Origin of the sequence: Fusibacter sp. 3D3 (assembly GCF_001748365.1) — a bacterium.
GTDB lineage: Bacteria > Bacillota > Clostridia > Peptostreptococcales > Acidaminobacteraceae > Fusibacter_A.
Genome location: NZ_BDHH01000003.1, coordinates 327,115 through 348,475, shown reverse-complemented (window position 1 = coordinate 348,475; position 21,361 = coordinate 327,115). Strand labels below are relative to the sequence as shown.

At 35.1% G+C, this 21,361-nt stretch carries 20 protein-coding genes; 3 read left to right on the top strand and 17 right to left on the bottom strand.

All coding sequences use genetic code 11. The features are described 5' to 3' along the window. Positions 1-2 precede the first annotated feature (2 nt). From F3D3_RS05545 to F3D3_RS05465, 17 genes are all read right to left on the bottom strand, one after another. Positions 3-773: an ABC transporter ATP-binding protein gene (locus tag F3D3_RS05545; RefSeq protein WP_069871932.1), complete on the bottom strand. Its 771-nt coding sequence runs from the start codon at positions 771-773 to the stop codon at positions 3-5. Continuing rightward, the gene (locus tag F3D3_RS05540; RefSeq protein ID WP_069871930.1) at positions 770-1,597 is read right to left on the bottom strand and encodes an ABC transporter ATP-binding protein; all 828 of its coding nucleotides are present in this window, start codon (positions 1,595-1,597) and stop codon (positions 770-772) included. Before F3D3_RS05540 ends, F3D3_RS05545 begins: the two co-directional genes overlap by 4 nt. After that, complete coding sequence (gene opp1C / locus F3D3_RS05535) at positions 1,594-2,424, bottom strand: nickel/cobalt ABC transporter permease (protein ID WP_069871929.1); 831 nt, start codon at positions 2,422-2,424, stop codon at positions 1,594-1,596. The genes F3D3_RS05540 and opp1C overlap by 4 nt, the downstream gene beginning before the upstream one ends. Then, positions 2,421-3,359, bottom strand: coding sequence for a nickel/cobalt ABC transporter permease (opp1B, locus tag F3D3_RS05530; RefSeq protein WP_069872073.1), 939 nt, complete (start codon positions 3,357-3,359; stop codon positions 2,421-2,423). Before opp1B ends, opp1C begins: the two co-directional genes overlap by 4 nt. 66 nt (positions 3,360-3,425) lie before the next feature. Beyond that, complete coding sequence (gene nikA / locus F3D3_RS05525; protein ID WP_069871927.1) at positions 3,426-5,066, bottom strand: nickel ABC transporter substrate-binding protein; 1,641 nt, start codon at positions 5,064-5,066, stop codon at positions 3,426-3,428. Between the two features lie 103 nt (positions 5,067-5,169). Beyond that, entirely contained in the window at positions 5,170-6,087 is a 918-nt protein-coding gene (locus F3D3_RS05520) for a LysR family transcriptional regulator (RefSeq protein WP_069871925.1), read from the bottom strand. Between the two features lie 126 nt (positions 6,088-6,213). Beyond that, on the bottom strand, positions 6,214-8,331 hold the full coding sequence (locus F3D3_RS05515; protein WP_069871923.1) for an amino acid permease: 2,118 nt from the start codon (positions 8,329-8,331) through the stop codon (positions 6,214-6,216). A gap of 40 nt (positions 8,332-8,371) precedes the next feature. Next, a complete protein-coding gene (locus tag F3D3_RS05510; protein ID WP_084388840.1) occupies positions 8,372-8,683 on the bottom strand; it encodes a nucleotidyltransferase family protein in 312 nt (103 codons plus the stop codon). Continuing rightward, the gene (locus F3D3_RS05505; RefSeq protein ID WP_069871921.1) at positions 8,676-9,095 is read right to left on the bottom strand and encodes a nucleotidyltransferase substrate binding protein; all 420 of its coding nucleotides are present in this window, start codon (positions 9,093-9,095) and stop codon (positions 8,676-8,678) included. The genes F3D3_RS05510 and F3D3_RS05505 overlap by 8 nt, the downstream gene beginning before the upstream one ends. 86 nt (positions 9,096-9,181) lie before the next feature. Then, on the bottom strand, positions 9,182-9,403 hold the full coding sequence (locus tag F3D3_RS05500) for a YdbC family protein (protein WP_069871920.1): 222 nt from the start codon (positions 9,401-9,403) through the stop codon (positions 9,182-9,184). A gap of 369 nt (positions 9,404-9,772) precedes the next feature. After that, a complete protein-coding gene (locus tag F3D3_RS05495; RefSeq protein ID WP_242877082.1) occupies positions 9,773-11,227 on the bottom strand; it encodes an RNA-binding domain-containing protein in 1,455 nt (484 codons plus the stop codon). A gap of 51 nt (positions 11,228-11,278) precedes the next feature. Next, a complete protein-coding gene (locus F3D3_RS05490) occupies positions 11,279-12,244 on the bottom strand; it encodes an HNH endonuclease (RefSeq protein ID WP_069871918.1) in 966 nt (321 codons plus the stop codon). Next, positions 12,225-14,324 carry an AAA family ATPase gene (locus F3D3_RS05485; RefSeq protein ID WP_069871916.1) on the bottom strand — a complete coding sequence of 700 codons (2,100 nt, stop codon included), beginning with the start codon at positions 14,322-14,324 and terminating at the stop codon, positions 12,225-12,227. Before F3D3_RS05485 ends, F3D3_RS05490 begins: the two co-directional genes overlap by 20 nt. Positions 14,325-14,479: 155 nt before the next feature. Next, positions 14,480-15,448 carry a hypothetical protein gene (locus F3D3_RS05480; RefSeq protein WP_069871915.1) on the bottom strand — a complete coding sequence of 323 codons (969 nt, stop codon included), beginning with the start codon at positions 15,446-15,448 and terminating at the stop codon, positions 14,480-14,482. After that, complete coding sequence (locus F3D3_RS05475; RefSeq protein WP_069871913.1) at positions 15,426-17,459, bottom strand: AAA family ATPase; 2,034 nt, start codon at positions 17,457-17,459, stop codon at positions 15,426-15,428. The genes F3D3_RS05480 and F3D3_RS05475 overlap by 23 nt, the downstream gene beginning before the upstream one ends. A 242-nt stretch (positions 17,460-17,701) precedes the next feature. Beyond that, entirely contained in the window at positions 17,702-18,016 is a 315-nt protein-coding gene (locus F3D3_RS05470) for a nucleotidyltransferase family protein (protein WP_069871911.1), read from the bottom strand. Then, a complete protein-coding gene (locus F3D3_RS05465; RefSeq protein ID WP_242877081.1) occupies positions 18,017-18,430 on the bottom strand; it encodes a nucleotidyltransferase substrate binding protein in 414 nt (137 codons plus the stop codon). A 442-nt stretch (positions 18,431-18,872) separates the two neighbouring features. Here F3D3_RS05465 and F3D3_RS05460 point away from each other — a divergent pair, with 442 nt between their 5' ends. The 3 genes from F3D3_RS05460 to F3D3_RS05450 all read left to right on the top strand — a co-directional run bounded on the left by F3D3_RS05460 (position 18,873) and on the right by F3D3_RS05450 (position 21,272). Then, entirely contained in the window at positions 18,873-20,216 is a 1,344-nt protein-coding gene (locus F3D3_RS05460) for an MFS transporter (protein ID WP_069871910.1), read from the top strand. A 340-nt stretch (positions 20,217-20,556) separates the two neighbouring features. After that, the gene (locus tag F3D3_RS23245) at positions 20,557-20,946 is read left to right on the top strand and encodes a type II toxin-antitoxin system HicA family toxin (protein ID WP_207645347.1); all 390 of its coding nucleotides are present in this window, start codon (positions 20,557-20,559) and stop codon (positions 20,944-20,946) included. A 20-nt stretch (positions 20,947-20,966) separates the two neighbouring features. Next, complete coding sequence (locus F3D3_RS05450; protein WP_139132023.1) at positions 20,967-21,272, top strand: hypothetical protein; 306 nt, start codon at positions 20,967-20,969, stop codon at positions 21,270-21,272. The last annotated feature ends 89 nt before the right edge of the window (positions 21,273-21,361 follow it).

Genomic DNA, 21,361 nt, shown 5'->3' with positions numbered 1-21,361 from the left:
TTTTATAAAACTGCATTAAGGAGCTTATGCGCATAGACATCCCTCACTTCAGAAAGTCTTGACACCTCAATGCTCTCTGTAAACTCACCTTGATACAAAAATTTCACATAATCACAAAAATAGGTCACACTGGTCAAATCATGCGTTATAAAGATGTAAGTTAAGTTTAACGCTTCTTGAATATGCTTTAACAAATCCATGATTTGAACTTGAGTATGAGCGTCAAGCGCACTGACCGCTTCATCAAAAACAATGACTTTCGCTTGTGTTGCCAATGCCCTAGCAATACAAACTCTCTGAAGTTGTCCTCCACTGAGTTCGTGTGGAAAGCGATCTTTATAATCTTTAGACAGATTAACCCGTTCAAGTGCAGAGTCAATAGCCTTATCGTATTCTGATCTGTCTTTAAAATGCTCAACGCGAATCAAAGACTCAAGTATAATATCTCCAACAGTCATTCTAGGATTTGTCGACGACTTATAATCTTGAAATACCACACTCACCATGGGGGTTTTTTTGCGTTTACTCCGAATCCCCTTTTGATAAAGGAGATTTCCATCAATTGTAACTTGCCCTGAATCCGGCTTCAATAAACCACAAATTACTTTCCCAAGTGTACTTTTGCCACTGCCACTTTCTCCTAAAATCCCTAGGTTAATCCCCCTTGGCACTGAAAATGAAATGGACTTCAGGACGGTATTGCGATCAGACCCCAGAAGACTCGATTGGTTTTCTTTTTTAAAACTCACATAAACATCTCTGACTTCAATCATTCTGGAGACCTCTCTTTCAACGCTTCTAAATACTTTTGCCTTACACAACTTCGTGTTTTAATCAGCTGCCTTGTGTATGCATCATCAGCATGTTCCACAATTTCCTGTAAGCTGCCTTGATCCACAACACAGCCTTGATTCATCACCAATACTCTATCAGCGACATTTTCTATAACCCCTAAATCATGAGAGACAAAGAGGAGCGAAGTGCCGCCACGCTGTTTGATTTTTTGAAACTCCTTTATAATCTCATACTGTGTTATAGCGTCAATCGCCGTCGTGGGTTCGTCCGCAATGATTATATCTGGCTCAAGTGCCAGTGCAAGTCCAATCATAATCCGCTGAAGCATCCCCCCACTCAATTGATGTGGATATTTTTGCAGAACTTCCTCTGGATTTTGGATGCACATATACTCTAATATCGATAGACATTTCGCATGCATAGCCTCTTTTTTTAAAGTCAAATGCGCATGGAGTGTCTCTCTGATTTGTGCACCGATCTTAATTAGGGGATCAAAACACGCCATGGGTTGCTGCATGATCATCGCAATCTTACACCCTCTTATTTTTCTAAGCTCATTTTGAGACATTTTCATGAGATCATCTCCCTTGAAAAGTATTTCTCCCTCAACTGAAAAAGAAGCATCCAAAATTCCCACAATGGATTTCATCGTCAAGCTCTTGCCGCTGCCAGACTCCCCGAGAATACCGAGACACTCACCTTTGAAGAGCTCAAATTTGACACCCTTTATTATTTGCTGATGTTTATTTTTCTGTTTTAAATTGATCTGAAGTGCCTTTACTTCCAACAAGGGCTCATTCATTCAAACACCTCTTTCGGATCTAATACATCTCTCATAACGTCCCCGAGCATATTAAAAGCAGATACCATTAAAATAATAGCGATGCCTGGTGCGAACATTTGAACTGGATTTGTCATCATGACATTTTTAGCTTCACTGAGCATGGCGCCCCACTCGGGCATCGGTGCTTGAACCCCCAAGCCTAAAAACGACAAAGTGGAAATATTGATAATTGCCCAACCAATATCCAAAGTTGCTAAGACCACCAGTTCAGCAGAAATATTGGGAATTAGGTGTTTTCTTAAAATATAGCCCCCTGATGAACCCACACACTTTGAATAAAGAATATAATCCTTTTCGCGATATTGGAGCACTTTTGTACGAATCATTCGAGCATACCAAGCCCATTTGATAAAAACATTGGCTAAAATGACATTGATCATATTGACACCAAAGAGCGCAATCACTGCAAAGATCATGATTTGACTTGGAAAAGAAAGCATCACATCTACAATTCTCATGATGACTTCATCTACCCATCCCTTAAAGTAACCTGCCATGATGCCCATAAAAGCACCTAAAAAAATAGTCCCCAGCATCGTTAAAAGCGACAAGAAAAGTGTGGGTCTTATGCCATAGATCAATCTCGAAAGGATACATCGCCCCAAGTGGTCTGTCCCCAGTGGAAACGCAGCACTAAAAGGTTTAAATTTCATAATCAAATTCGTTTCATATGGATCATTTGGTGCAATAAACGGTGCAAAAATGCCCACAAGTGCCACCATTAATATAAAAAGCAACAAGCCCTTCGCTTGTTTTGATTTCCTTATGCGCGCTAATAAATTCATGATAAACTCCTAACTCTAGGATCTGCAACATGCTGAATAATATCAAAGATGAGATTAAAGACAACAAATAAGATGCCAATAAATAAAATATAAAGTTGAATCATAGGGTAATCTCTGTTAAAAATAGATTCTATACAGAGTTTTCCAATGCCCGGCCAAGCAAATACATTTTCCACAACAATCGTTCCGGATATCAATTGAGGGATGCTCATGCCTATGGCCACAATACAAGATTGAAGCGAATTTCTCAATATATGAAGCACTGAAATTCGCCATGGTTTTAGTCCTCTCACTTTAGCATAGGCCACGTAATCTTCCTTCATATTTTCAAGCATGTTGGTTCGGATCAACCGAATATAAGTAGAAATATAAGTCATTGCCACCGTAATCGACGGCATAATCAAATTTTTAAAACTACCGCTGCCGCTTGTAGGCAACCATTTCAGTTTATAACTCAGAAACCACATTAGTATAAGTCCAACCAAATAAGCTGGCATTGAGGTCGTTGAGAAAACAAAAACACGAGCCATCTTATCGAACCAACTGTCTTTATACACAGCGCAAAAAAAGCCTGTCGGAATACTGACAAGAATCACAATCAAAAGTGAACTCAATGCCAAAGTCACTGTAGCAGGTAAAGTTCTTGCAAATTCTCCTATAACAGTGCGCGTTGGATTCACGTAGCTCACACCAAAATCTAGTTGAATACAATCCTTAAGCCATCTAAAGTACCTTACCAAGTAAGGATCATCTAACCCAAGTTCAGCCCGAATCTCAGCAATCGCCGTTTCTGTTACAACAGGCGTCTGTCTCACTCTCAACACAACTTCCGCTGGATCCGAAGGGATTAGATTGATAAAAACAAAACACACAAACGTCACGACCAAAATCAACAAAACAGAGATCATCGTTCGTCTGATAATATAAAACGACATAAGCCCTCCATTAAAATATAGGGCCTCCATTTTGAGAAGGCCCTCCTTTAAAATTGCGTTTTAAAATTACTTTGCAAAATACATGTCCGCAAAGGGAACTTCGTACTGACTTTGTGTAAAACCAACACCTTCAAGGCCCTTTTTATAAATCGCTTTGTTGCATTCATAAGTTAAAGGTAGATAAAGTGCATCCTCGTGAAGACTCGTTAACACTTCAGAATAAAGCCTTTGTCTTTCTTCTTCTGAAGTTGAAACCATAATCTCACTAATCGTGCTATCGATTTCCGCCTTGTTATGCAAGCCCTGCTGTGCAGCAAAATCACCATATACAGGTCTTTGCATTGCGGCCAATGACGATTGAGGATCATAAGGCGTTCCCCAACTGATATTAAAGACCATATCAAAATTACCTGCCTTCATATTGTCCCTGTAAGATTGTTCCTCTTCACCTTTTATGGAAACCGCCATCCCCAATTGACTGTATTGAGATTGTAGGTACTCCGAAATAGTCTTTTCTGTTACGCTGTTGCTATTATAAAGCATTTCAAAAGCTAATTTTTGACCGTCTTTTGCCCTGATGCCATCACTGCCTAAAATCCAACCTGCGCCTTCCAGCAAACTAATCGCCTTATCTGTATCATATCCATATGCTTTCAGGCCTACATTACAGTAAGGCACTGTCTCTGCGAAGAGAAAATCAGCAGGCTTTTCAAGACCATAAAAGATACCCTCAGAAAGCATTTTTTTATCAGTGGCATATTGAATTGCCTTTCTCACTTCTATGTCACCTAAGACAGGACTACTAGAATTCATTAAAAGCTGCCTAGTAGACGTCGGTTCTGATAATGCAATTTCCATAGTTTCACTGCCAGCGTACTTGTTAATCGTATCTGCATCAATCATATTTTTACCATAGATCAAATCAATTTCATCATTTTCAAGCGCTAAAATTCTCGTTTGATTATCTGGGATGACCTTAACCGTAATGGTTTCAATCGCTGGTTTCTCTCCCCAATAGTTCGGGTTAGCTTCAAAGATAGCATATTCATCTATTTTAAATTCTTTTAGAACATATGGGCCTGTACCGATGTGTCCAAGCACACCATCCTTCGTATGGCCCTCTTTCATTGCCTTTGGAGAGATCATTGCAAACGGCCTAGTAACACCCAGTTCCGTCAACATTGGATAGTATGGTGCCGATAAGGTTATCTTGAAAGTGCTTTCATCAGGTGCTTCCACGCTCACAAGTAGGTTCATCATCTCAAGCCAAGTATGTCGCTCTTTATTCTCGATGATCGCATCAAAATTTGCTTTTATCGCATAGGCATCGCATATTTCACCATCAGAAAAATAAACACCTTCTCTCATTTTAAAAGTATACACCTTGCCATCTTCGCTTATTTCCCAGCTTTCAGCAAGTGCTGGCGCATAGCCATCAGCCGTTATCGTTATCAGTGTTTCATACAGCATCTCTTGAGCGTACATCTCACCAGCGTATAGGTGCGGATTTAGATCTCTGATATCTCTAAAATTTACAAAAACTAAATCTTTACGCACTTCTTTAACCACTGCGGCTTCCTCTTGTTCTGATGTTTCAACCGGTTTTGCTTCTGCCACTTCACTAGATTTACATCCTGTCAAAGCCATTATAATCAAAACCATTAATAAAATCCATGAAATGGATTTATGCTTTTTACTCATTTTCATACAGTTCCTCCTAATTGATAATCATTTTCAACAAGGATAACTATATCATACTCTTCACCGAGTCACAAATTCAATTCTGGAACTTCCTTGTTATAACAATTTGTTATAACGCACTTTCGAAAAGCCGCCTCAAATGTCTTATAAAATCGATTTCACTCGAACTCAACTGTAAATCATTGCGCATCATATAACCCACTTTAATGCATGAATTTGAATCTTCAATTGCGATTTTCTTAATTTCATTATCATGATAGTTGTGTTTCATAAAATCAATTCCCAGTGTACATAAGTCTGAATATTTAAGCATGTTCATCATCATATGATCGCTGTTGGTGTGAATAATATGCTTTATTTGATTCAATTTTATCACGCCATTGCTCAGTGCCTCTACATGTTCCATCATTGAGAAATAGTCCTTACTCCCCTGCACGAACCTCAAGTTTTCCAGATCCGAAAACTTAAGGCTTTCTTTGCTGTAAAAATCATGCGCTGGTCCTGCATATATACAGACTTTACAGCATCTCAACCTATGAAAAATCAAATTTTTCTTATTTAAAATCTGATTAAAGGTCCGCTCTTGATGCTCAGGATAAAAAACGACACCGATATTCACCGTTAAACCGTGCACATATTCGACAATTTTCTCAACTGTACCATTTAAAAACTTAATGTGTAAAGCTTTATCCGTCCTACCCATATAATAATCTGTAAGCATTCTTGAAATCATATTGCTCGGAAAAGTAGCCACCTTCAATTGATCGTAAACCACATCTTCAGCCATTTCTTCTACAATTCTAACGGTTTTCATTATATTTTTTGAATACTCATAAAGTTGGTCTCCAAAACCGGTTAAGACCACCCCTTTAGAAGTTCTATTCACAAGCCGAGTGCCAAGTTCGGTCTCTAAACGCTTTAGAACCTTGCTCACATTAGGCTGTGAAGTATAAAGCCTCTCTGCTGCTTTATTTAAGCTTTTGCACTCAATCACCGCTATAAAGTATTCCAACTGCTTTATTTCCATTAAAAACCTCATTCTGTTTCATATTTTTCTTGAAATTGATTATCAGTATCATCTTTATATCATTCAAAATAAATATAGTCAAGACTATTAATAGTCTTGACTATAGGTTTAAAAACTATATTCACTTTACAACATAACGTCTTCATGTCCTATGGATGATACAAATAAAGCACTACTTGGTACAATATCTATTATTTCAATCATAGACTCATAACTTACTGGCATACCGATTATATTTAAATCTGCATGTGTCGTAACAATATTTTCATGAAAAGACCCCAAAAGAACACGTACTTTCGTATTAACGGGCAATCTAGCATCTTCAACAAAAGTAAGCATTTTTTTCACCGTTTCTTCTTGTTCCGCTTCATTTCGAACAACTCTACACAAGTTAAGTTCTGCACCAAAGTTCCTTGAAAGCTGCAACGCACACAGAACGGCTAAATCATTATTGGGACTTTTGCTTCTCAGCCAAAGGTTTATTTTATTTTCTATGCCAAATCCCATTTTGGGATGAATCCACAGACAACAATAGGAGGTTTTTAAAAATTGGATGGATTTTATAATCTGCTTGAGTTTGTCTTGTTTCTCTTTATTATCACTCACCGTAAACAGAACGATATTCGGCGGCAAAAATGAACTTTTCATACACTGAAGCGTTGGTGCAATGATGGATTCAAAATCTGGAGATGTAATAATCGTCTTTTGAACAAAAATGCGCTTCTCTTTTAATGGATTTAAGACCCTTTCAATTTCTTTTTCAGTACTTTGATTCATAATCTGATTTTCTGTAGACGTAAGATAATATACCCGCCCTGAAGGATATGCGAGATTGTACACTATTTTTACAAGTCGTTTAAAATCTTCTGGCTTTTCTACTGGAATTGCAATTGAAGGTTTCCACAATCTCGGATGATATGGACTGCTGGATACTTTCTGTGCAGCCCATTCTGCAACAGATATAAATATACCGCCTCTAACATCTCCCCAAGGGGATACCAAATTTTTCGTCTTTAGATATGAATAGATCATACCAATGATTACAAATGTCACAATTGTAAATAGAGGATTAATCAGCAACATTACGGATAGACAACCCAACGCACCCATAATTGGCACAAGAATTGTCATCTTTAAGCTAGGTCTATAGCTTATAACACCTGTAAATTGTTCTAAGAACACGACAATGTTGATCATCCCATATGTCGTCAAAAAGAACATCGTAAGCAGTTCTGCCAAGCTATTGAGATTCCCCGCAACGATTACAATTAGGGAGATGATGGATGAGAGCATTATGGCATTTAAAGGTTCACCACTGGCCGTCTGCTTCCCTAAAATATTGCTAAAGGGGACCACTCTGTTTTCCGCAAGTGCCGATAAAGTCCTCGGTGCACTTACTAAAGTAGAAAGTGCCGACGAAAGCACGGCCCCCATGACCCCTGCAATGATAAGTCCTTTAACCCCCGCCAATTTGAATATGATCGAAGGATCCGTGAGCAACATTTCTTGTGTGGCTTGATGTGCAAACCAAAAAGCAACAAATAAATAGACCCCAAATCCAGTAAAAATAGCGGCAAGTGTCCCCTTAATAATGCTTTCTCTAGGATTCTCTAGATCCCCAGACATGGTTGCGCCTGTTAAAACACCTGTTACAGCGGGAAAGAAAATAGCGAATGTCTTCCAAAATTCGCTCATCTGAAAAGACCCTTTTAAGACAAGTGAACCTTCGTTTAAATTAGGACCTATAAAAAAAGAAATCAAGGATAATCCTACGGCCACTAATATGCCATATTGTAAACGGAAAGCCAGTTTGGCACTTTTCATTGAAATTGCCGACAAGACAAACCAAGTGCCTATGCCAACAGCAACTTGAGAATGATTTGGAAAAAATGTAATCCAAAGTTCACTAAAACCCGTTATATAAAAGGCAATAGAGAATGTTTGAGACAAATAAAGTGGAATGCCAATTGCACCACCCATCTCAAGCCCAAGCGATCTCGTGATGATGGCATACGCCCCACCAGAACCAATTTTAATATTGGTGAGCATAGACGACATTGATAGGGCTGTGGTGAGTGTAATCATATGGGCTAAAACGATAATGACTATTGTAGCAATAAGCCCTACATTTCCCACGACCCAGCCTAACCTTAGATAGAGTATAACGCCTAAAATGGTAAGTAATGTAGGGGTATAGACGCCCTCAAATGTTTTTAATCCTGCTTTTCGGTTCACTTCTGTCATTAAATCACCTGTCTCATTTTAATATTCGTATTTTCTCCCATTAGATTTGGTAGTTAAACAAGATGCCTGTTTTATCTATAATCATTTGAAACTCCGTCGAAATTCTATGATAATCTAAGAAATCAATTCGAAATGGAAAAGAAGCATCTTCAAAGGTTTCTCGTAAATCACTCATTTTTGACCACGACAATTTATCAGCCGCTTTAATTGCAAGGTCTAAATCTGAATGTGTATGAGACTTCCCATTGATTCTAGAACCAAACAATATGACCATCTCATCTTCTAAATGCTCAGAAAGCATTCTTTTTAGTTCAACTATTTCTTCTTGTGTGAGGTGAATTGCTTTACTCATTTTTAGCCTCAATCATCTGATATAAGTGTTTGGCATCTAAAAAAAATTCATCTGCCATCTCATAAATTTCTTCTGCAATCTCGTAATTGTACGTGTGAGATGTTGTATTTCTAAGCTCATGATATTTTACCCACGTATTAAAATCTAATATCAATTTATGTTCTAAAGCGTGCCTGAAAAGTTCTTTTCTCGATACACCATCCAATAGACCAGGCATGAGATTGAATTCCAACCATCTTTTCATAAACTTCCAACACAGTTCATATGTGAATTCAAAATTTTGAATAACACCAGCTTTAACCACATTTGATTCAACGGATGAAACTGGATTATTCAATCTCTCTTTTGCAAATCCAAGCGCATTCTCATATGATTTCAATGCTTTTTCAAGACTTGTTAAATCTAATTTCATATCGTTCCTCCACGTATCTTCATCATCTTATCACTTCGAGTACTGGGATACCGATTATGCTATCCATTAATTACAACTTCATGCGTTTATAAATCTAAGCCATTGAGTAATTCTTTTAATTTAATCAACTCTTCCTTTGAAAGCGTTATGCCCTTGCCCATCTTCTCATGTTCAGGGGCCCAATCTCTAAGATCATATTTAGGGGCTCTATCGTTCCAACTGATGAGGTTTAATTCTTTTGACCATCCCTTGTTGTTTTCAGAGATAGCGCCTATTGTTTCTGTAATTTCGTATTTTATTTCTGCCATGGTCTTGATCCTTTCTGATTTGAAATTTACTAGCTGTAAGCCTTGATTTTATATTTTTTTGGTTAGCGTGTCAAAATCTAGTTTCGCATAAACCCTCTACCCTATATAGTATCGCCTACTACTGGTAAACGACATCATAAGGTAGAGGGTTGCTTAACTATTGACACGCTAACTATTTTTTATTATTATAAACTTCTTTGACTAATTTATAAAGTCCCTTGTTTATAAAGTTTTTTATTTACTATAACCCTTATACTGTTTTACGATTTGGTCCATCACCCAGCTTGTTCTCGTTGCGATCTGTCCCTTACTTAGACTTTTGGGTATGCCCTTATGGTCCACTAAGTCTTATTTATTTTAAGTCATCTATTAATCGTTTACACTTGTGCTTTTACTTACATATTTTTGATTGGGACTGCTTGGACTATCAGGAATGGTCAACATCAGTTTCCCCTCTTCAAGAAGTGGTTTTAATATTGTTCTTCTAAAGTATTCACGATTTTTTAGTCCTAAATATGCTTGCATTTCGCCTCTTGTTCTAGGTTCTTTACAAAATTCAAGTAACAAATTCAACCGTTCTTCAACTTGGGGATTAGCTTGCGTGGTAGCTTGCGTGGTAGCTTGCGTGGTAGCTTGCGTGGTAGCTTGCGTGGTAGCTTCTTTTGTTCTAAAAACAATTTTAAAAACATCGCCTTCAACGAGCTCTGGTTCAAAACCAAAATATGAACTGCTGTATTTATAAATATTTCTAACACCTGATCCGAGTTCATCCACAAGGCCCATCTCTTTAAAAACTTTTGCTATGGTGGGATTTTTAGGATAAGGCGAAAAATTATTGGGATCAATAATACCATTTCCGTGAGGCTTATTCGCATTCTCTGTCAAAATCCGAGCATCGCCAATAATAAGTTTTGTTGGAAATGGATTGCTATAATCTCGATGTATAAGAATATTTGAAATCACCTCTCTGAATATTTTATCGCGAATACTGATTCGGACATCACCTTCTAAATAAAATGGATCAGGTAGATGCTTCACGACAAAAGCCGTCAAACGATCATAAGTTTCTATCAAATTCGTTCGGATGTCATCACGATCATCATAACGGTCCAAGTCTATTTTCCTAACAATGGCATCAACTCTATGATATGGCATTACCGACATAATCGTTTGATCTTTTCCGAAGATCAATATACACGCTAAATTAAATCCTTCTACATTATTTTTATAATCTATGCTGTAAAGCCCTGCACTTTTTAGAAGTTCTAAATCATTTAAATCTTTCCATGGATGATTAACATCTCTAAGTACAGCTCTTTTTCTTGCTTGAGCAATTAGGTCAGTCCGTAAATCCGACAATTGAACATACCTAAAAATATCATTTTCAAAGTGTGTTGATTGTTTTCTCTGGTAAAGTGCTGCCACTTGATTCGTATGATCTGTAATATTCATATCACCATCTTCATTTCGATCATAGATTCTACCACCGCACCTGTGTACTTGTGAACTCTCTGGTACAAAGATATAAAGCACTGCTTTTTCATTGATGTTATATTCTTCAATGCTTAGATAATAAGTTGGATTGATTTTATTGCCATTATTCATAACTGTAATAAATTCTTTTTTTATTTTTGGAATACTGTTTTGATCAACGCCTACGATTTCACCATTATCTTTTACGCCAAGCAGTATTTCGCCACCAAATCGATTTAAAAATGCACATACCGTTTCATATACATCTTTGTTCAATGCTTTCTGACTTTCTTTGAACTCGATCTTTAAACCTTCGCCTTGCTTAATGATATTTAATATTTTTTGAATCAAGCTTATCACCACCTATTATCATATTGCACTGTTTATAAAATGCGTTTTCTTTTATCCATACTTTTGAAAAATATCCTTTGTCAGCTTGGACAGTGGATGTTTTTGTAAATCATCTTCTTCAAAATAATTTCCCAAAATCAATCTCTTAACATCACTTTCAGATAAATTGTTCTCACTCCTGTTACCATCAAGCTTTCTGAAAAAGCCTTGCAAATCATCGTTATATGACTCATTATAGATTTTTATTCGCAAAATCAAATCATCGCAATAATCATCGTGAACTTTATACAACGCCTCTAATCCAAGTACCTTTTCATTTGTTTCGAATTTTTCACTTTTATAGGAAACTTTAACTTTATATTTACCGACGCTTCCGTCAAAACCATAATCAAAAATTAGGTGATCATCCGAAGATTTCATTTCATAGGGACTAATACCCATTTCATATACATGCTTGTTTTTATTACAGGAGGGACAAACAGGAATAAGATTATAAAATGACAAAGCTAAATAGGGATACTCACTTTTTGGATAAAAATGGTCTAATTGTGCGGTTCTAATGATAGAAGGGTTACCTTGCTTACTGGTCCGCTCAGTGTTTGTGATAAAGTTTCTATTGCAATAAGGACAAACCTTTAAGTTTAAGTCCTCAATTAATTTAAGTGCATTATAATCGTACGTTGAGAAATGCGTGTCTGAACTTGATGAAAATTTTGCGTAGATACACTCGAAATATTTTCCATGCTCATAATCACTTTCTCTTTTACCTTTATCCTTTCCATCTAATTTATAATCGGGATTATCTTCTACTAAATTCTTAATGTAGCTCAATTTTTCTGGTTTTGCAGTTATGAGACTTTTCAAATCAAATTCATCTTTGGTTATCTTTTGTACCCAACGCTCTAAATCATAATAACTATATTTGGTTTTACCTTTTTTTGTAATTATTTTCAAATGTTTCTCAATCACTGAATAATGATTCATAGCAGACTCTTCCTTAACTTTTATCGGAATCATATGTGCCCCCATATTTTTTAACCAGTTCATCCAATTCATTTCTAAATTCGTCTTTATTTTCAATTGTATCCATCTTTAGATGCAGACTATCTGATGAATCACTTTTATCTTTTGGAGCTCTTTTCTCCCACTCATGCTTGATTGCTTCAAATTTCATCTTTATCAGTGGTTCCCCTATTTGATCAATCAAGAATTGAATTTCATTCGGCCCAAACGCTCTCTTACTTAAACTTTTAGCAGACGATTCTAAGGGTTTTTCAAGAAAATGATACAATTTTATTAAAATATCATCTGCAAAAGTCCCTATCAAGCCATCTTCCATAAAAAAAGATTCTTTATACAAATTGTATATATTTTGAGCAAAAGTTTTAGGTTTCTCATCTGTAATGTTTTGTATTTTTGTTTTTTCTCCAATTATAGACTTTTTAAGAAAGATGACATGGTTAGAGGTCAAGTCTCCAGTGATAATGGGGGAATGCGTCGTCATGATCACATGTATACGACATCCTTCAAACGCTTTTAAGTCAAAGTATTTATTGAATATACTAATAAACCTCTGCTGCCATATTGGATGAAACGCATTATCAGGTTCATCTATGAGCAATATCATTGAAACCTCATTTTCGTCCTTTACCTTCTTTAAATTTTCAATCGCTAAGTTGATATTGGTGAATAGATTAATCATACTCTCTTGACCTGAACTGAAATAAAATGCTTCATTTTCTAGATAATACTTAACACTACTTGGCAATAAAATAAAAGCATTCTGATAATCCGTATTTTTTCTCATAATTAAATACTGGCGCATAAATTCCCCAGCGTCTTCTATTTTCAAATTAAGACTGCTTGAAGCGCTATCATACATTGAGTTAAATCGCTCTAAAATTACAACAAACGCCTTTGTTAAGGCCTCAATTTCTACTTGAATTGCGATATCATCATCATCCTCATTCTTAGAATAGAAATCCGCTATTCCAGTCTTATTAATCAAATTTTCAAAACAATCTTCTAATTCTTTTAACGCCACCTTAGCTGAAGCCACTTTTGAGAAGTCGCTTTGTAAATATTTTTTTACGATTGTTTCCACGCCGTTTTGATATTCTTTTTCTACATCATTTCTGTCCGTTTCAAAATCACCACTTTTCCCACGCTCTAAATATTTTGATGGCTTATATTTGCCTTCATTAATGATATGCTTTAAAAAATTAGGGAAGTTGATACAATTGTATAGCGAAAATATTAAATGTACGTTTAGTATCCATATCAAATTCGGTTTTCCTTTGAATGTCTTTAAAAGCTGACCTATCCATTCTTTAAGGCGTTGCTTATTCTGATATGTTTTTTGTGCGTTATTTAAGTTAGCGTAAAAACCAGAAAAGGCCACGCTGACATTATCCGGTGTTTCAATATCAAGTTCTAAATCTCCTTTTGCTAGAAACTCAATTTGATGAATCTTATGAATGAGTTTATAATTTGCCAAAGAAGATTTAATGTTGTTTTTAATAAAATTTTTATAATCTAAATAACCATCCAAGTTTCCAATGATACTTTCAAGAGAAAAATTCTGTTTATGACCATTTATTGAGCGTCCAGATCCTTCATTTATACTATCGTCAATAAAGTTTGGCATATAGATAACATTTGAAATTTCTTGTTTACTAGCTTCGTTTGTTTCCGCATTTGAAACTATATCAAGGATAAAACCTGTTCTCTTATGAGAAAATTTATAGGCGTTTGCAATTTTACTTGCTTTTTCATAATCAAATTTTAACGTTTCTATATCACAGCAAATCTCAATGCTATCTGATTTTTTTACGATCAATAAAATATCCTTGGTGACACTGCTACTCAAGACATCGGATATTGTATTTAGAATCGTTGTTTTACCCACACCATTTTCCCCAACGATCAAGTTAAAATTTATTATGGGAACTTTAAACAGGTTAACACACTCTAACTTTTCTAAACTTAACACATCATGCTCCAATTTAAAGCTAAATTCCTGCGATAAATTAATTTCTAACCCCGTTAAAAATGGATGCTTTATAAAGTTAATATACAGTAACTCTATTGTTTTCACGCTTACATTCCCCCTTTTAAGCTCATAACACAACGAACATAATCTTATTACTTATGTTTTTAAGACTACAAAAGTTAATATTTTTATGAATTACGTTTATCATCTTCTATAGTCTTTAAACTGATTTCCAATTTGAAAAAAGCTTGGAAATGTCCCTATACCATTTTACTTCGAATTATGCCAAGATCATTATAAATATCTTTTGTGAGTTTTGCTAAAGGTCTTTTATGAATGTTCACTTCTTCAATATAATTCCCATATAAAGCAATCAGCATCTCTTCTTTTGAACTGAAAAGCCCTTCATTATTTTCGTATATTTCTCCTATTAGAGCCTTCGTATAAATTTCTTTCTTTTTCATGATCTCTAGCACATAATCTTTATGCGTTCCATAAAGCGACTTCAAAGCCAAGTGTTCTACATTGTGCTCAAATTCCTGTGAATAATCCAGTTCAATTTCAAAGTTATCAACAGACGACATAAACTCATCGTTATTCGGATATATTATAAATCTCAAGTGTTTATCCGAATCTTCAATATCATAAATCGAAACATCAAACACCTCTTCCCCTTTAAGACTATTACAACAGGGACAAACTGGCATAAGATTATAAAAAGACAAAGCTAAGAGCGGATACACTGACTTTGGGTAAAAGTGTTCAATATGAGAAGTTACCCTGTTTTTGCCACTTTTTTTCCCAGTGGATATATAATTTCTGTTACAGTAAGGACAAACCGTCAATCCTAAATCAGATGTAAACTTATACTTATTGAGTCTATTATTATACCAATTGACAACACTTCTTAAGGGTTCCCTGTAGGCATACTTTTTTTTATCCGAGTCATATAGTTGCCACAGATGCGAATCGTCAATTCGTTTATTATCAATAATATTTTGAATCACTTTTAACCTACTGGGATCCGCTTTTATGACTGTCTCAAAATCATAATGCACACTGTTTATACTCCCGATCTCTTTTTTGACCCACTCATCCACTTGAGTGAATTTACTCATGCCCTTTTTGATATTACTAAAATGCACTTCATTGAGATAGTCCAAATAGTCCCTTTGTTTCAAAATATTTAATTGCTCATATTTTTCTTTAGGAATTCGAAGTGGAATCATAATTTTTCCTTTCTTTTAAAATATTCATTTTACTTTCTAAACGCTCTTTCTCTGCCTCCAACCTTTCAAGTTCTTTGTTTACATTTTTTATATTTCTATAATAGACAGTTTCAAGCAATTGCAATAATTTATTGCGAATGAGTTCCTCACCTATTAAATTTATTTCTAATTGATACAAACTAAAATCTTCATCACTCATTTCTTTTTCAGATCCTTGAATGCTTTTGATCTCATCTATTAATCTATTGATAAAATCTTTAGCATATGCACCCATCGTGGCTTTCATGAAAAAGCCTTTACTTAACAAAGTATGGATATTTTGACCAAAGGGCATAATTTCAACATCAGATTTAACATGAGTGACCTCTCCAAATCGTTCCAAATAAACGATACCATCTGATTTGACATCTGTAAGTATAAATGGAGAGTGCGTTGAAATGATAATTTGATACACGACACCTTCAGTCCTTATATCTCCTAAAAACAGAATCAGATCGTTAATAAAATTTCTAGAGAGCTCTGGGTGCATTCGCATTTCGGGCTCGTCTAGAAGCAAAATATAACTTTCTCTACTGCCAGTAAGCGTATTAAGTTGTTCATATAACGAAGCATACATCCCCAAAAGAGCATTTTCTCCATCACTCAATCGTTCAAACGCATGAGAAAAGAAATCTCCATACACTGTAAAGTTCTTATTCATGCTAGAATATTTTTTTTCATCCACACTCTTATTTAATAATGCAATTACAGCCCCAATATTATCAGCATCTCCCACATTGATTTCAAAGTAATCCTTATAAAATTCAATCTGTTCGTACGCTTTTAACATTGAATCAACAAGGTCTTCATAAGCGCCATATATATGGCGCCTATCCTCTTTCTCTTCAACAAAAAATTCGCAAATTATACCTATAAGAGTTCTATAATACGGTTTATACCGATCAAAGGTTTTTTCGACAGAAGAGATGCTTTCTAGATCCGTTTTACATTTAATTATTTTTTCTATATATTCAGGCTCTTTATTATCGCGGTCAATGATATGATAAAAAAACTTTTTTACAAACGCATCAAGTATTGTTAATGCATTGATGTCTTTATTATTTTCAAGGCCCTCAAAACTGATTAATTCTAGCTCTTTTTGACCCATATATTTTAAATCCAGTTCCCATTCATCGCCATAATAAATTCTCAAATAATAATTCTTATCTTTGAACAATTTCCTATCTTTATTTTTTAGATAGCTGTTTAGAAATCTAAATTGACTACTGACAAGGTTTGAACGAAAGGTTGCAACGCGCCTTGGAATCATAATATAAGTTTCATCGTCAAATTCTTGACTTCGTCTATCATAATATTTTGGATTCAATTTTTCTCGGAAAGATATGATACATCTCTTACCTTGCTCTTCCCTATAATCACCTGTAATCCTAATGCCATCACCTTCAAATTTTCCTATCTTATATTCGCCTAGTTTTATATTGGTATTATACTGATACTCAAATTGACCATCAACGTACTTACAAATAAAAGAAAACCAATACTTCTCTTTCCAGTATTCCTCTTCTATTGTCTGACCACCATGAAAGATCTCTTTAAAACGCTCTATATCATTGCCTTCCACACAATAAAGTGCTTCACCATTATCTTCACCATATTCATACACGAAAAAATAGGCAGAGTTCTTATCCACTCTTTGTAAATCTTCAGGCTTTTTGAATTTACTCCCTTTCCTCGGTTTATAGATCACTTCAAATTCTTCATTTTGTTTATTTCGATCCAACTTACGAAGACTAATCAGATCGATCAGATTTGTCTTTCCAACTCCATTTGCGCCTACAACTGCATTTATGCCAGAGATGTACTCTGGATATATACAAACGCTTTTAATATTCGCTACTATATTAAAACGATGCGTAGCTTTGTCATAAAAATACTTGCCATTGTTTAAGAAAGAAATTCCTTCCCTTTCAAAATTTCTGAATTTATCAATCCATATATAAACGAGTTTCATTTTCCCTCCACATCGTATGTATGAAGTAACAGACTCATACCATCTATGTTAATGTTAAAAATATTAAACTTTAGATTTTTTGATCTCATGCTTAAATTATAGCTTATTGAACTTTATTTATCCAATCGCTATTGCTAAAATAATAAATTTCTCATATGAAGCCGAACCAATCTAAAAACACCCTCAATTCCACCATTAGCAGAATTGAGAGTGCACTATAATTTTAAAGTATTTAGATGAATCTATAGGCTTTTTTCTTTTTCATAAATCAACTTTCCCACGTGATCAATATGTTCCCTTAATGCCACATTAGATATGGTTTTATAATCAAGGATATCAAAAAAATACGGCAGGGGTGATACTTCATTGAGCTCATCTAATACATCGTGTAAAATCGTATGCGTTATATTTTCACCAAATATTACAAGATCAACATCAGAACCTTTTTTATAATTGCCCATGGCTCTACTGCCAAAAATAGATGCATTTTTAATCTCGGGATGTTTTATAAGAGCGTTTCTAATGATTTCAATATCTAAATCTTTAAGACCAAACATTTAAAGCTCCTTTAGCAAACGCTCATAAAACTTTTTAAGTTCAGGAAAGAAAATGGTCTTGATATCATCAATCATCTTATCAGCCAATTGTTCATCATAAGTATGAACGGTGAGGTTGCGGACGGTTAATCCTTCTATCCAAACATGTCCGTTATCTATAAGACCGATTTGAAACGACTGTTTAATCGCTTCTCTAGGACTCTTAATTTCATAAGCTTCACTTTCCAAATAATCTTTCATAACTTTCCACGCCAATTCAAAAGCCATCTCAAAAAACTGAATCATACCGGCTTTTTCAATTTCTGATTCTATTTGCTGATCTGCATAACGTTCAAGCAATCTATAAGATTTCTCATAATTTTCAAATCTTTGTCGCCATCGAATCTCTTTTAAGTTGTCCAACAAAAAAATCACCAATCCTTCTAAAACATGATTAAATCCTATTAACTTCGTCTTAATTTCACTCTAATTATAACTTTATTAGCCCTAATAATCAATTCTATAAAGCCATTCTAGATTTTTGTATCTATCTATAATTTACATGCTATTCTGCCACAGTCTAAAAAACACCTATAAAAAAACTTTATCCTGTTAAATTTAACTTCATTCGTGTATTCTATAGTATATATGCACATTGCTTGCCCCATATGACTATAAGGTCAAAGTGTCTTCATAACCATCTATACATATCCATTATAAGGAGGCCAAAAATGATTCTCTGTATTGCTTTTGCTCCATGCAAGGTCAAATAGGACCGCAAGCATGGAGATCAATTAGGTCCTATTGAGACTTTGCATTTTAAATATTTTAACGCACTCGTTTGAGTGTCCAATATATTAAAAGGAGCAAAGTCAAAATGAATTCATTAAAAACAAGTCTTCGTGACTTAAAATATTTTATCATCTTATGGTTATCACAATCTTTTTCGGCTCTAGGCAGTGCCATGACGAATTTCGCACTGGTCATTTGGTCATATGAGCAATATGGTTCTGCATTGACCACTGCATTAATCGCGATATGTTCATATGCACCATATGTGCTCATGAGCATATTTGCAGGTGCTTTAAGTGATCGCTGGAACAAAAAAATAACGATGCTGGTCTGTGACACCTTTGCAGCATTCTGTACGATTTGCATTTTACTCCTGTTACAAATGGGCAAATTAGAGATTTGGCATATTTATGTTTTAAATGCCTTAAACGGTTTGATGAATACGGTTCAACAACCGTCAGCCGATGTTAGCATCAGCTTGTTGACACCGAAAAAGTATTATCAAAAAGTAAGTGGCATGAAAGCTTTTTCAAATTCGCTGACGAGCGTCCTCACTCCTGTTTTGGCAACTGCTTTATTTTCATTAGTAGGGATACATGCGGTCATTTGGTTTGACCTCTTTTCATTTGTTATTGCTTTTCTATGCCTTGTACTCTTTATAAAAATTCCAGAAATTAAATATAAAGATGAAACAAAAGAAACTTTACTTGAGTCCACAAAGTCAGGCTTAAAGTACTTAATAGAAAATCGAGGCATTCTAGATTTAATCCTTTTTTTAGCAGGCATAAACCTAATTGCCTCTATGTACAATGCAGCGCTCCCAGCCATGATCCTTTCAAAAGATAACGGCGGTGAAATCGGCCTTGGTGTTGTGAATGCCAGCATTGGCATTGCGACTTTAGTCGGTAGCGTGATCGTTTCCATATTACCAGCACCTAAAAGCAGAGTAAGGGTAATTTGTAATACCCTTTTGTTTTCAATGAGCACGGAAAATTTCTTTTTAGCATTTGGCAACTCTATTCCCTTATGGTCCATCGGGGCTGTTTTGGGATGGCTTTTCATTCCGATGATGGGCGCGAATATGGATGTGCTCTTTAGAAATCATATTCCCATCGAAATGCAAGGAAGAGTTTATGCCGCAAGAAATACACTTCAATTTTTTACAATCCCAATAGGTTATTTTCTTGGTGGGTTTTTGGTAGATCAGGTATTCGAACCTTTTATGAAATACCAAAGTTCAAGTATTTTGAATACCTTGTTTGGAGAAGGCAAGGGTTCTGGAGCCGCATTCCTATTCCTATTTCTAGCGTTCGCTGGTATTGGCGTCTGTTTGTTTTTTAGAAGGGATAGACATCTCTGGCACTTGGAAGAATATCCAGATAAATGTTCTTCTGTAAATGCGAATGAGTTCATAGAAATAGCTGAATAAACTATGCTTTTATCAGAATAATAATATCCTAAAAAAATCCCCTACCCACTCATTTATATGGAGTAGATAGGGGCTTTCTTCTATTTAAGCCTATCTTTCCAGTCTAATTAAGCCGTAATTCGTTCCAAATAAGCCAACTTCCTTATTTTAAAGTTGCACTCTGATATACTCTATTTGTGTTAATGGCAAGCAAAATTGTTATTTTTAGGGAGGTGCGAAGATCTAAAATCACCTAACTGATGAAGAAATAATTGCACTGCTAAGAAGTGGCATAGAATTTGAAATTGTATCTCAAAACAAAAATGTCAAAAGTACATATTTGAACACGTCTCAAAGCTTTATGAAATTATCAGCTGGGGCAATTCCACAAAACTTACAAGGTGTATTTGAAATTATGATTTTAGGTACCTTAATAACTGTTAAAATCGGATCAGATGCGATAGAATTAGGTGGTAAAATAATAAAAGCAGGAGATGCTTTATTTGATACGGTATTACATGAAGTCGATAACTTCATATTTGCTAAAAGTAATCCTACTGGTCGAAGAGTAAAGGATGTTCAAAAAAGATTGAAAAAAGAAGGTTTTGAAAAAGTCTCAAACAATGGCGGCTCTCATGAAAGATGGATTGATTCTAATGGTCATAGAGTGACTGTACCAAACCATGGGTCAAATACCGAATTGGGTCTAGATACTCTAAATTCAATTTGGAAACAGGCTGGATGGAAATAAATTTTGAAAGGCATTTAATTATGAAAAAATTTAAAATTGAAGGCTATATAGATCCTATAAATATAACAAATGAATTTTTCGTATTTAAGATTTGTGATGAATTTTATAACGGCATTTATCACAAATTTATGGATTTTATTGAGTCAAATGAGTGGGAGTTTGGTGGTGGTATAAGAACTCTAGTTCCTAATGCAGATTTGTTAGGCTATATTACGACTAGCGAAGATATTAGTATTAGTCAAGTTAGGGAGAGCTTGTTAAACCATATGGCGGATAATGACGTCCTGTTTAAAGGTGATATATCTGAATTAAAAGATAAAGTATAAATAAACGATAACCATAACAAAATTCATTAAATCCAATAATATTCATAAAAAGCCCCTACCCACTCATTTACACTGAGTTGATAGGGGCT